Raw genomic sequence first — 12,509 nt, 5'->3', positions numbered from 1 at the left:
CCCCGCTCGGATCAGCGCGCGGCGTCTGGTGCGTGCGATCGCAAGGCGCCGGAGCGCCCTCGTGGCGGAGTCACGTGGGCGTTTCGGCAACGCGGCGAGCGTGCGTGCCAGGCGTCGCGCGCCCGAGCGGGGATATGACACAGGCTCTGAGGAAGGGCTGAAGTCCGACATGAACGCAGACGGCCGTACGAGGCTCAACCAGACGCCCGAGTGGACCGCTCTGGCCAAACATCGCGAGGAACTCGGCGAGGTGCGGCTGCGGGAGCTGTTCGCCGCCGACCCCGAGCGCGGCGCCGGATACACGGTGCAGGTCGGGGACCTGCACATCGACTACTCCAAGCACCTTGTCACCGAGGAGACGCTGCGGCTGTTGCGTGAGCTGGCCGCCGCCGGCGACGTGTTCGGCCTCAGGGACGCCATGTTCCGCGGCGAGAAGATCAACACCACCGAGGACCGCGCAGTGCTGCACACCGCGCTGCGCGCCCCGCGCGACGCGGTGATCGAGGTCGACGGGGAGAACGTCGTCCCGGCGGTGCACGCCGTCCTGGACAAGATGGCCGACTTCGCCGGACGCGTCCGCTCCGGGGCCTGGACGGGCCACACCGGCCGGCGCATCAAGAACGTGATCAACATCGGCATCGGCGGCTCCGACCTGGGCCCGGCCATGGCCTACGAGGTGCTGCGCAGCTACACCGACCGCGACCTCACGGTCCGCTTCGTGTCGAACGTGGACGGCGCCGACCTGCACGAGGCCACCCGCGACCTGGATCCGGCCGAGACGCTGTTCATCATCGCGTCCAAGACGTTCACCACCATCGAGACGATCACCAACGCGACCTCGGCCCGCACCTGGCTGCTGGACGCGCTCGGCGGGGGAGAGCCGGCCGTCGCCAAGCACTTCGTCGCCCTGTCGACGAACGCCGAGAAGCTCGCCGGCTTCGGCATCGACACGGCCAACATGTTCGAGTTCTGGGACTGGGTCGGCGGCCGCTACTCCTTCGACTCGGCGATCGGCCTGTCGCTGATGATCGCCATCGGGCCCGACCGCTTCCGCGAGATGCTCGACGGCTTCCACCTCGTCGACGAGCACTTCCGCACCGCGCCCGCCGAGTCCAACGTGCCGTTGCTGCTGGGCCTGCTGGGCATCTGGTACGGCAACTTCCACGACGCCCAGTCGCACGCGGTACTGCCCTACAGCCACTACCTGTCCAAGTTCGCCGCCTACCTCCAGCAGTTGGACATGGAGTCCAACGGCAAGTACGTCGGGCGTGACGGCAAGGAGGTGGACTGGCAGACCGGCCCGATCGTCTGGGGCACGCCGGGCACCAACGGGCAGCACGCCTACTACCAGTTGATCCACCAGGGCACGAAGCTCATCCCGGCCGACTTCATCGGCTTCGCCGAGCCGGTCGCCGAGCTGAGCGACGGACTCAAGGCCCAGCACGATCTGCTGATGGCGAACTTCTTCGCGCAGACGCAGGCGCTGGCCTTCGGCAAGACGCCCGCGGAGGTGCGCGCGGAGGGCGTCCCGGAGGAGCTGGTGGCCCACAAGACGTTCAAGGGCGACCACCCCACGACCACGATCCTCGCCCGTGAGCTGACCCCCTCGGTCCTCGGTCAGCTCGTCGCGCTGTACGAGCACAAGGTGTTCGTGCAGGGCGCGGTGTGGAACATCGACTCCTTCGACCAGTGGGGCGTGGAGCTCGGCAAGGTCCTCGCCAAGCGCGTCGAGCCGGCGTTGACGGAAGGCGCGGACGTACCGGGTCTCGACGGGTCGACGACGGCGCTCGTCGCCAAGTACCGGGAACTGCGCGGCCGTTAGGCGAGGTGGAAGGGACGGGAAGCGGGCGGCGGGAGCCGGTCCGCTTCGCGTAGGATCCGCGAGGATCACGCAGCGACGACTCGGGGGAGTGGAAGTTGGCCGGCACGCGCGGGAACTGGATGAGCGACAGGCTGTCGATGCGGTCGGTCCTGCAGCCGAAACAGGTGGCGCAGGCGCTGTACCACCCGGCGTGGATCCCGCCGTCGGTCGATCCGTCCGTGGACCGGCTCAAGAAGGCACGCATCATCGCCGGAGCCGTCGCCGCTTTCGGCGTGTACACCTTCGTACAGCGCAAGTTCGCCTTCGAGGAAGTGCTGGAGAACATGCTGACGGCGTCCGTCGTCGTGCTCCTCATCACGCCGCTGACGGTCGGCGTGATGCTCTTCGTGTGGCGGCGGACCGGGACGATCCGCCAGATGCGGGTGCCGCTCGTCAACTCGCTCAAGCTGCTGCTGTTCTTCATCGGCTCGGTCGTCGGGTTGGTGTTCCTGTGGCAGGGGACGATGGCGCTCGGCGGCTTCTGGCTGGTGCCGCTCGGCTTCACGGCGCTCTGGCTGACCGGCATGGTGATCTACGGAGCGGTGCAGGTCTCCGGGAACTTCTTCGGCACGGCCGCCGTGCACCGGTCCCTGCCGCCGCTGCTCGCCACGGTGACGACCTGGCTGATGGCGGTCCCCGACCTCGTCACGGGCGATCTGCACGGGCTGAGCCTCACCATGGGCATCGTCTTCATCCTGGGCGCGCCGCTGACCGTGACGGGCATCGCGCTGCTGGAGACCGGTCGGCTCAAGCGGCGCTACGGCATCCGCCTTTCCGCCCACCCGGCCACCCTGCCCCCGACGCAGGCCGCGGCGCCGCCCCGGTTCGCGCCGCAGGGAAACCCGTACGGCCACCCCTACGGCCATCCTTACGGGGCGCCGTACGCCCCGCCGCCGCAGAACCCGTACGGCGGCGGCCCCTACCAGCCCTACAACGGACAGAACCCGTACGGCCGTTGACCGTACGGGTTCCATGGAGAGCTGTCCGGGTCAGGGAGACGCCGGCGGGTACAGCGACCTCGGGAGCCGGGAGGCCGCCGCGGTGTCCAGGAGCCACAGGGTGCGGGCGCGGCCCTGGGCGCCGGCCGCCGGGGCCTGGATCTCGCCCGCGCCGGACAGGGCGATCGCCGCGGCCTGCGCCTTGTCCTCGCCGGCCGCGAGCAGCCACACCTCACGGGCCGCCCGGATCGCCGGGAGGGTGAGGGTGACCCGGGTCGGTGGCGGCTTGGGCGCACCGCGCACCCCGACCACCGTGCGCTCGGTCTCCCGCACGGCCGGCAGCTCCGGGAAGAGCGAGGCCACATGGGTGTCCGGGCCGACGCCCAGCATCAGGACGTCGAAGGTGGGCACGGCGCCGTGGTTCTCGGGGCCGGCCGCGCGGGCCAGCTCCTCGGCGTAGGCGTCCGCGGCCGCCTCGACGTCGGCGCCGTAGGGACCGCCGGACGCGGGCATGGCGTGCACGCGCTCGGGGTCCACGGGGACGGAGTCCAGCAGGGCCTCACGGGCCTGCGTGACGTTGCGCTCCGGGTCGCCCTCGGGGAGGAAGCGTTCGTCGCCCCACCACAGGTCGAGCCGGGCCCAGTCGACGGCGTCGCGGGCGGGCGCGGCGGCCAGCGCGGCGAGCAGGCCGTTGCCGTTGCGGCCGCCCGTGAGGACCACGGACGCGTGGCCCCGGGAGGCCTGCGCGTCCACGATCTTCGTGATGAGGCGGGCCGCGGCGGCCTGCGCCATCAGCTCCTTGTCGTGGTGCACGACCAGCTGGGGGGTGCTCACGGCGAGTCCGCTTTCCTGACCGGGGGCATCTGCGCCGGAGTGGGCCGCTCGCCCTCGCCCTGGCTCTGGCCCTGGCCCGGGTTCTGGCCCTGTACCTCGCCCTTGCCTTCGCCCCGGCCCGCCGGGGCGCCAGCCGGGGCGGCGGAGGGCCGAGCCGGTGTGGACGCCCGGCTCGCGGCCGCCGTGTCCGGCACCGCACGGACCGGGAGGGACGGCACGGGCTGGGAGGCTGCCGCCTCGACCCGCTCCGCCGCCGACTGGATCCCGCCCAGCCGGTCCACGCCGAACCGCAGCGCGGACGCGTACGTGTCGTCCGGGTCGAGCCTGCGCAGCTCCTCCGCGAGCAGCTCGGACGTCTCGCGGCGCTTGAGCGCCACCGCGCGGTCCGGCTGCCCCGGCAGCGCCAGCGTGGCCATCGCGCCGTCCGAGCGGTGCAGCGTGATGGGGCCGCCGGTCGTCTCCATCCGTACCTGGGTCAGCCCGGGACCGGCGGAGATCGCGCGCCGGACATGCACATGGAGCCGGTCGGCGAGCCACATGGCGAGCAGTTCGACGCTCGGGTTGGACTCCTCGCCCGCCACCTCGGCGGACACGATCTCGGCGCTGACCTGGTCGAGGGCGGCGGCCAGCATCGAGCGCCACGGGGTGATCCTGGCCCATGCCAGGTCGGTGTCGCCCGGCTCGTAGCTCTCGGCGCGGGCCCGCAGTTCGCCCACGGGCTTCTCCGCCGCGTAGCTGTCGGTGACCCGGCGCTGGCCCAGGGCGCCCAGCGGGTCGCCCGCCGGATCGCGCGGGGCGTCCACCGACCACCAGACCACCACCGGCGCGTCCGGCAGCAGCAGCGGCAGGACGACCGACTGGGCGTGGTCGGCGACCTCGCCGTACAGCCGCAGAACGACCGTCTCACCGGTGCCCGCGTCCGCACCCACCCGTACCTCGGCGTCGAGGCGGGACTGGGTGCGGCCCCGGGGGGAGCGCGAGACACGCTTGATGACCACGAGCGTGCGCGAGGGGTGCTCGTGCGACGCGTCGTTCGCGGCCTTCAGGGCGTCGTAGGCGTTCTCCTCGTCCGTCACGACGACGAGGGTGAGCACCATGCCGACGGCGGGCGTGCCGATGGCGCGGCGGCCCTGCACCAGCGCCTTGTTGATCTTGCTGGCCGTGGTGTCCGTGAGGTCTATCTTCATGGCCGGCGCCAGCTCCGTCCGTCTCGCTCGAGCATCTCGTCGGCCTCGACGGGCCCCCACGTGCCCGACGGGTACTGCGCGGGCCTGCCGTTCCTGTCCCAGTACTGCTCGATCGGGTCGAGGATCTTCCAGGACAGCTCCACCTCTTCCGTGCGGGGGAAGAGGTTGGAGTCGCCCAGCAGCACGTCGAGGATGAGCCGCTCGTACGCCTCGGGCGAGGACTCCGTGAAGGACTCGCCGTAGGCGAAGTCCATCGACACGTCCCGGATCTCCATGGAGGTGCCGGGGACCTTGGAGCCGAAGCGGACGGTGATGCCCTCGTCGGGCTGGACGCGGATGACGATCGCGTTCGCGCCGAGCTCCTCGGTGGCCGTGGAGTCGAACGGGGAGTGCGGGGCCCGCTGGAAGACCACCGCGATCTCGGTGACCCGGCGGCCGAGGCGCTTGCCGGTGCGCAGGTAGAACGGCACGCCCGCCCAGCGGCGGTTGTCGACCTCCACCTTGATGGCGGCGTAGGTGTCGGTCTTCGACTTGGGGTCGATGCCGTCCTCTTCGAGGTAGCCGACGGCCTTCTCGCCGCCCTGCCAGCCGGCCGCGTACTGGCCGCGCACGCTGTCGCGGCCCAGGTCCTTCGGCAGCCGTACGGCGCCGAGCACCTTGGTCTTCTCGGCGGCCAGCGCGTCCGCGTCGAAGGAGGAGGGCTCCTCCATCGCGGTCAGCGCCATCAGCTGGAGCAGGTGGTTCTGGATGACGTCACGGGCGGCGCCGATGCCGTCGTAGTAGCCGGCCCGGCCGCCGATGCCGATGTCCTCGGCCATCGTGATCTGCACATGGTCCACGAAGGACCGGTTCCAGATCGGCTCGAACATCGTGTTCGCGAACCGCAGCGCCAGGATGTTCTGGACGGTCTCCTTGCCCAGGTAGTGGTCGATGCGGAAGACCTGGTCCGGGGCGAAGACCTCGTGGACGACCTGGTTGAGCTCCACGGCCGAGGCGAGGTCGTGGCCGAAGGGCTTCTCGATGACCGCACGCCGCCAGGAGCCGCCCTTCTGGTCGGCCAGCCCGTGCTTCTTCAGCTGCTGGATGACCACGGGGAAGGACCGCGGCGGCACGGACAGGTAGAAGGCGAAGTTGCCGCCCGTGCCCTGTGCCTTGTCGAGCTCTTCGATCGTCGAGCGCAGCCGCTCGAACGCCTCGTCGTCGTCGAAGGTGCCCTGCACGAAGCGCATGCCCTGGACGAGCTGCTGCCAGACCTCCTCGCGGAAGGGCGTGCGGGCGTGCTCCTTGACGGCGTCGTGGACTTCCTGAGCGAAGTCCTCGTGCGCCCACTCGCGGCGGGCGAACCCGACCAGGGAGAAGCCCGGCGGCAGCAGACCCCGGTTGGCGAGGTCGTACACGGCGGGCATGAGCTTCTTCCGGGACAAATCGCCCGTGACGCCGAAGATGACCAGGCCCGACGGCCCCGCGATGCGCGGGAGCCGTCGGTCTGCGGGATCACGGAGCGGATTCGCTCCGGAACCGGAATGAGGCGACAAGATTTCAGCCCTCCGAGGGGGCGAGGCGTTCCAGCTCCGCCTCGGTCGACTTGAGCAGGTCGTTCCAGGACGCCTCGAACTTCTCGACGCCCTCGTCCTCCAGCAGCTGCACCACGTCGGCGTAGGAGATCCCGAGCTTCTCGACGGCGTCGAGCTCGGCGCGGGCCTGCTCATAGGTGCCGGCGACGGCGTTGCCGGTGATCTGCCCGTGGTCCTCGGTGGCGAACAGGGTCGCCTCCGGCATGGTGTTGACCGTGTTCGGCGCCACCAGGTCGTCCACGTACAGGGTGTCCTTGTACGCGGGGTCCTTCACGCCGGTGGAGGCCCACAGCGGACGCTGCTTGTTCGCGCCCGCCTTCTCCAGCGCGCTCCAGCGCTCGCCCGCGAAGACCTCCTCGTACGCCTGGTAGGCGAGGCGGGCGTTGGCGACGCCGGCCTTGCCGCGGGCGGCCTTGGCCTCGTCGGTGCCGAGCGCGTCGAGCCGCTTGTCGATCTCGGTGTCCACGCGGGACACGAAGAAGGACGCCACGGAGTGGATCAGGGACAGGTCCAGGCCCTTGGCCTGCGCCTTCTCCAGACCCGCCAGGTAGGCGTCCATGACCTCGCGGTAGCGCTCCAGCGAGAAGATCAGCGTGACGTTGACGCTGATGCCGTTGCCGATGACCTCGGTGATCGCCGGCAGGCCCGCCCTGGTGGCCGGGATCTTGATCAGCGTGTTGGGCCGGTCCACCAGCCAGGCCAGCTGCTTGGCCTCGGCGACCGTCGGCCTGGTGTGGTGCGCCAGGCGCGGGTCGACCTCGATGGACACCCGGCCGTCCTGGCCGCCGGTGGCGTCGAAGACCGGGCGCAGGATGTCGGCGGCGTCCCGGACGTCCGCCGTCGTGATCATGCGGATCGCCTCTTCGACGGTGACCTTGCGGGCGGCGAGGTCGGAGAGCTGCTGCTCGTAACCGTCGCCGCTGCTGATCGCCTTCTGGAAGATCGACGGGTTGGTGGTGACGCCCACGACGTGCTGCTGGTCGATCAGTTCCGCGAGGTTGCCGGACGTGATCCGCTTGCGCGACAGGTCGTCCAGCCAGATCGCGACGCCCTCCTCGGAGAGGCGCTTGAGTGCGTCTGTCATGGAATTACATCTCCTACGTGTCGTATGTGAGCGTCAGCGCTGGGCGGCGGTGAGGGATTCCCGGGCCTGCGCGGCCACGTTCTGCGCAGTGAAGCCGTACTCCTGGAAGAGGACCTTGCCGTCGGCGGAAGCACCGAAGTGCTCCAGGGAAACGATGCGACCGGCGTCCCCGACGTACTTGTGCCAGGTGAGACCGATGCCCGCCTCGACCGAGACCCGGGCCTTGACGGACGGGGGCAGGACGCTGTCCCGGTACCCCTGGTCCTGCTCCTCGAACCACTCCACGCACGGCATGGACACGACGCGGGTGGGCACGCCGTCGGCCTCCAGCTGCTCGCGTGCCTCGACGGCCACGTGCACCTCGGAACCGGTCGCGACGAGGATCACCTCGGGCGTCCCCGTGGAGGCCTCGAACAGGACGTAACCGCCCTTGGCCGCGTCCTCGTTGGGCTCGTACGTCGGCACACCCTGGCGGGTGAGGGCCAGACCGTGCGGGGCGCCCTTGCCGAAGACCTTCGTCCAGCGCCTGAGGATCTCGCGCCACGCGATCGTGGTCTCGTTGGCGTCGGCGGGGCGGACGACGTTCAGGCCCGGGATGGCGCGCAGCGACGCGAGGTGCTCGACCGGCTGGTGGGTGGGGCCGTCCTCGCCGAGACCGATGGAGTCGTGCGTCCACACGTACGTCACCGGCAGGTGCATGAGCGCGGACAGGCGTACGGCGTTGCGCATGTAGTCGGAGAACACGAGGAACGTGCCGCCGTAGATACGGGTGTTGCCGTGCAGCGCGATGCCGTTCATCTCCGCGGCCATGGAGTGCTCGCGGATGCCGAAGTGGATCGTGCGGCCGTACGGGTTCGCCTCCGGCAGCGGGTTGTCCGCCGGGAGGAACGACGACGTCTTGTCGATCGTCGTGTTGTTGGAGCCGGCGAGGTCGGCGGAACCGCCCCACAGCTCGGGGATGATCGCGCCGAGCGCCTGCAGCACCTTGCCCGAGGCGGCACGCGTGGCGACGCCCTTGCCGGGCTCGAAGACCGGGAGCTTCTCCTCCCAGCCGGTGGGCAGCTCGCCCGCGGCGACACGGTCGAACTCGGCGGCGCGCTCGGGGTTGTTGTCCCGCCACTGCTGGAAGGACTTCTCCCACACCGCGCGGGCCGCCTGGCCGCGCTCCAGGGCGCCCCGGGTGTGGCCGATGACCTCGTCGGCGACCTCGAAGCTCTGCTCCGGGTCGAAGCCCAGGACGCGCTTGGTGGCCGCGACCTCGTCGTCGCCGAGCGCCGAGCCGTGCGCCGCCTCGGTGTTCTGCGCGTTCGGCGCGGGCCAGGCGATGATCGAGCGCATCGCGATGAAGGACGGCTTGTCCGTCACCTGCTTCGCGGCCTCGATCGCGTCGTAGAGGGCGTGCGGGTCGAGGTCGCCGTCCGGCTTCGGGGCGACGCGCTGCACATGCCAGCCGTAGGCCTCGTACCGCTTTGCGGTGTCCTCGGACACGGCCGTCTCGGTGTCGCCCTCGATCGAGATGTGGTTGTCGTCCCACAGCAGGATCAGGTTGCCGAGCTTCTGGTGGCCGGCCAGCGAGGACGCCTCGGCGGAGATGCCCTCCTGGAGGCAGCCGTCACCGGCGATCGCGTAGACGAAGTGGTCGAACGGCGACTCGCCGACCGGGGCGTCCGGGTCGAACAGACCGCGCTCGTAGCGGGCGGCCATCGCCATGCCGACGGCGTTGGCGACACCCTGGCCCAGCGGGCCGGTCGTCGTCTCCACGCCCGTGGTGTGGCCGTACTCCGGGTGACCCGGCGTCTTCGAGCCCCACGTGCGGAACGACTTCAGGTCGTCCAGCTCCAGGCCGAAGCCGGCCAGGTACAGCTGGGTGTAGAGGGTCAGGGACGAGTGGCCCGCGGACAGCACGAACCGGTCGCGGCCCACCCAGTCGGCGTCCGCCGGGTCGTGCCGCATCACCTTCTGGAAGAGGGTGTACGCGGCAGGCGCGAGGCTCATGGCCGTACCGGGATGGCCGTTGCCGACCTTCTGTACGGCATCGGCGGCCAGGACGCGGGCGGTGTCGACGGCCCGCTGGTCCAACTCGGTCCACTCGAGGTCTGTGGTGGTCGGCTTGGTGCTCACCCTGGGTCAGGGCTCCTCTCCACATGTCACGCATGTCGAATGCCGGTGCACGCGGCGCCCACCGGCCGTTGTCGAGCCTACCCCCGACAGAACGTGCATTTTTTCGAGTCATTCCAGACTGCCGGGACTCTTCGGGATCCGCCTCCCGACCGGTGTGTTTCCTGTTCGGCAAGTGAATACGGAGCCGCTCGTACGAGTGCTCAACAGAGTGGTCCCCGGCTCTTCCGCCGCCGCCGTCCAACACGACCCCACCCCCGCGAATAACGGGGTATGGGCAACGTCTACAGTGGCGTGGTACGCGCGAGCCTTTACCCCGTATTCACACGGGCGGGCTCGCTGGGAGTCTCTGTCAGGGGTGTGCGTGACGGCCGTTGAATCCCGTCCACTGGGGATTATCGGGACGAGCCAGAGCCCGAACCGGCGGCCGCTCGGGGCCCGGGTCAAGGCGTTCGTGGCGCTGACCAAGCCGCGGATCATCGAGCTGCTGCTGATCACCACCGTCCCGGTGATGTTCCTGGCGCAGCAGGGCGTCCCGGACCTCGGTCTGGTGCTGCTGACCTGCCTCGGCGGCTACCTCTCCGCGGGCGGCGCCAACGCGCTGAACATGTACATCGACCGCGACATCGACGCGCTGATGGACCGCACCTCGCAGCGCCCGCTGGTCACCGGGATGGTCAGCCCGCGTGAATGTCTCGCCTTCGGCATCACCCTCGCGGTGGTCTCGACGCTCCTGTTCGGCCTGACCGTCAACTGGCTGTCGGCCTGGCTCGCCCTCGGCGCCCTCCTCTTCTACGTCGTCGTCTACACGATGATCCTCAAGCGCCGTACCTCGCAGAACATCGTGTGGGGCGGCATCGCGGGCTGCATGCCGGTGCTGATCGGCTGGTCGGCCGTCACCGACTCCGTGTCCTGGGCGCCGGTCATCCTCTTCCTCGTCATGTTCTTCTGGACGCCGCCGCACTACTGGCCGCTGTCCATGAAGGTGAAGGACGACTACGCGCGCGTGGGCGTGCCGATGCTGCCGGTCGTCGCCTCCAACAAGGTCGTCGCCAGGCAGATCGTCCTCTACAGCTGGGTGATGGTCGTCGTCTCGCTGCTGCTGACCCCGCTCGGCTACACCGGCTGGTTCTACACCTCGGTCGCGCTGGTGGCCGGCGGCTGGTGGCTGTGGGAGGCGCACGCGCTGCAGACCCGCGCGAAGGCCGAGGCGACGGGCGGGAAGCTGAAGGAGATGCGGCTGTTCCACTGGTCCATCACCTATGTGTCGCTGCTGTTCGTGGCGGTCGCGGTGGACCCCTTCCTGAGGTGAGCGTCACGCCCTGCGGCGTCGCCGTTCGATCTACCCGTCGGTAGCATCCTGCCCATGGCAGACACGCAGCAGGTTGACGCGAAGGCCGAGCGCAGCACCGCCCGCCTCAGCAAGCAGATCAACGCTTTCTCCAAGGAGCACGGCGGCGCCGAGGCGCAGGTCGCGTACATCGGCGAGCGCGGCGCCCGCATCGTCCTCGTCGGCGACGACGGCGGCTGGGGCGACCTCGTGGCCCCCTCGGTGGAGATCGCCCGCCAGGCCGTCGAGAAGGCCGGCCTCACACTCCACGAGACCTTCGACGGCGAGTTCGCGGCCAAGGTGAAGACGGGACCGTACGAGTGGAGCCGCATGGCGGGGATCCAGGTCGGCGGACCGAAGAACAGCTGAAGGACTCCTTCGGCACTACCTGACACCCGGTTCACCCGTTAGGACCTCAGGAGCACGAGGTCCAGTCCAGGGGAGTCCGGATGATCGAAACGCCGTCCTTGGTGGACCAGTACTGCCACGGCGTCCTGAGAACGGAGCTGGGTCTCGGCACCTTCGAGGCCCAGCTGGCGCGTACCGAGGGCCCGCCCGCCCCGGGTACGACGCTCTTCGACACCCAGACCGGGTTCGCGGTACGCCGTTGGTGCCCCCCGCTGCTCGGCCTGGAACCGCACGCCCCGCCCGCCCGGTATCTGGCCCGGCGTCGTGAACTCGGCGTACTGGAATCGGGCCGCCGGCTGCTGCGCGGCAGCGGCATCACCACCTACCTGGTCGACACGGGCCTGCCCGGCGACCTCACAGGACCGGGCGAGCTGGCCGGCGCGGGTGCGGCCGAGGCCCGCGAGATCGTGCGCCTGGAACTCCTCGCCGAACAGGTCGCGGACACCTCGGGCACCGTCGAGTCGTTCCTCGCCAACCTCGCCGAGGCGGTCCACGCGGCCGCCGCGAACGCCGTGGCCTTCACCTCCGTCGCGGGCGTCCGGCACGGCCTCGCCCTCGCACCCGAACCGCCCGGGCCGGGGGAGGTGCGGGGCGCGGCGGGCCGCTGGCTGGCCGCCCGGCGGGTCGGCGGCGAGCTGAGCGACCCGGTGCTGCTACGGCATCTGCTGTGGATCGCCGTCGCCTCCGGACTGCCCCTGCAACTGCACGCGGGCCTCGGGGCGCCCGGGGCGCGCATCGACCGCACCGACCCCGTGCTGCTCACCGACTTCGTCCGCGCGACGGCCGGCCTGGGCACCGACCTCGTCCTGCTGCACGGCTACCCCTACCACCGCCACGCCGCCCATCTCGCCGGCGTCTTCCCGCATGTGTACGCCGACTCCGGCGCGGCCCTGGTACGGACCGGCGCCCGCGCCGCGACGATCCTCGCGGAGATCCTGGAACTGGCCCCCTTCGGCAAGATCCTGTTCTCCAGCGGCGCGCAGGGGCTGCCCGAGCTGCACGTGGTCGGGGCGCGGCTGTTCCGCGAGGCACTGGCACGGGTGCTGGGCACCTGGGTCGCGGAGGGGGCGTGGTCGCTGACGGACGCGCAGCGGGTGGCGGGACTGATCGCGGCGGGCAACGCGCGCAGGGTGTACGGCCTGGGCTGAGGAGTACCGGCCGCGTGCCGGCGCCCG

The 12,509-nt window shown here is 70.7% G+C and carries 10 protein-coding genes; 5 read left to right on the top strand and 5 right to left on the bottom strand.

Features of this window, described 5'->3' with window-relative positions:
• The first annotated feature begins 169 nt into the window (after window positions 1-169).
• Together pgi and ACZ5SK_RS00885 are read left to right on the top strand one after the other, a co-directional pair.
• On the top strand, window positions 170-1,822 hold the full coding sequence (gene pgi / locus ACZ5SK_RS00890; RefSeq protein ID WP_468575034.1) for a glucose-6-phosphate isomerase: 1,653 nt from the start codon (window positions 170-172) through the stop codon (window positions 1,820-1,822).
• Between the two features lie 119 nt (window positions 1,823-1,941).
• A complete protein-coding gene (locus tag ACZ5SK_RS00885) occupies window positions 1,942-2,820 on the top strand; it encodes a hypothetical protein (protein WP_334583697.1) in 879 nt (292 codons plus the stop codon).
• Between the two features lie 30 nt (window positions 2,821-2,850).
• Here ACZ5SK_RS00885 and pgl read toward each other — a convergent pair whose 3' ends face one another.
• From pgl to tkt, 5 genes are read right to left on the bottom strand one after another with little or no spacing between them, the layout of a single operon-like run.
• Window positions 2,851-3,633, bottom strand: coding sequence for a 6-phosphogluconolactonase (pgl, locus tag ACZ5SK_RS00880; RefSeq protein WP_334583696.1), 783 nt, complete (start codon window positions 3,631-3,633; stop codon window positions 2,851-2,853).
• On the bottom strand, window positions 3,630-4,820 hold the full coding sequence (gene opcA / locus ACZ5SK_RS00875; RefSeq protein ID WP_468415165.1) for a glucose-6-phosphate dehydrogenase assembly protein OpcA: 1,191 nt from the start codon (window positions 4,818-4,820) through the stop codon (window positions 3,630-3,632). The genes pgl and opcA overlap by 4 nt, the downstream gene beginning before the upstream one ends.
• Window positions 4,817-6,355, bottom strand: coding sequence for a glucose-6-phosphate dehydrogenase (zwf, locus tag ACZ5SK_RS00870; RefSeq protein ID WP_334583694.1), 1,539 nt, complete (start codon window positions 6,353-6,355; stop codon window positions 4,817-4,819). Before zwf ends, opcA begins: the two co-directional genes overlap by 4 nt.
• A 4-nt stretch (window positions 6,356-6,359) precedes the next feature.
• Window positions 6,360-7,478, bottom strand: a complete 1,119-nt coding sequence (gene tal / locus ACZ5SK_RS00865) for a transaldolase (protein WP_334583693.1) — start codon at window positions 7,476-7,478, stop codon at window positions 6,360-6,362.
• Window positions 7,479-7,511: 33 nt separating this feature from the next.
• Window positions 7,512-9,599, bottom strand: a complete 2,088-nt coding sequence (gene tkt, locus ACZ5SK_RS00860; protein WP_334583692.1) for a transketolase — start codon at window positions 9,597-9,599, stop codon at window positions 7,512-7,514.
• A 355-nt stretch (window positions 9,600-9,954) separates the two neighbouring features.
• Here tkt and ACZ5SK_RS00855 point away from each other — a divergent pair, with 355 nt between their 5' ends.
• From ACZ5SK_RS00855 to ACZ5SK_RS00845, 3 genes are all read left to right on the top strand, one after another.
• Window positions 9,955-10,908, top strand: coding sequence for a heme o synthase (locus ACZ5SK_RS00855; RefSeq protein ID WP_334583691.1), 954 nt, complete (start codon window positions 9,955-9,957; stop codon window positions 10,906-10,908).
• A 54-nt stretch (window positions 10,909-10,962) separates the two neighbouring features.
• Window positions 10,963-11,295 carry a hypothetical protein gene (locus tag ACZ5SK_RS00850; protein WP_334583690.1) on the top strand — a complete coding sequence of 111 codons (333 nt, stop codon included), beginning with the start codon at window positions 10,963-10,965 and terminating at the stop codon, window positions 11,293-11,295.
• Window positions 11,296-11,375: 80 nt separating this feature from the next.
• A complete protein-coding gene (locus ACZ5SK_RS00845; RefSeq protein WP_334583689.1) occupies window positions 11,376-12,482 on the top strand; it encodes an amidohydrolase family protein in 1,107 nt (368 codons plus the stop codon).
• Window positions 12,483-12,509: the final 27 nt, after the last annotated feature.

This window comes from Streptomyces sp. NPDC031474 (assembly GCF_055581185.1).
Note: the sequence above shows the minus strand (reverse complement) of the source record. Positions and strands in the feature narration are given on the sequence as shown.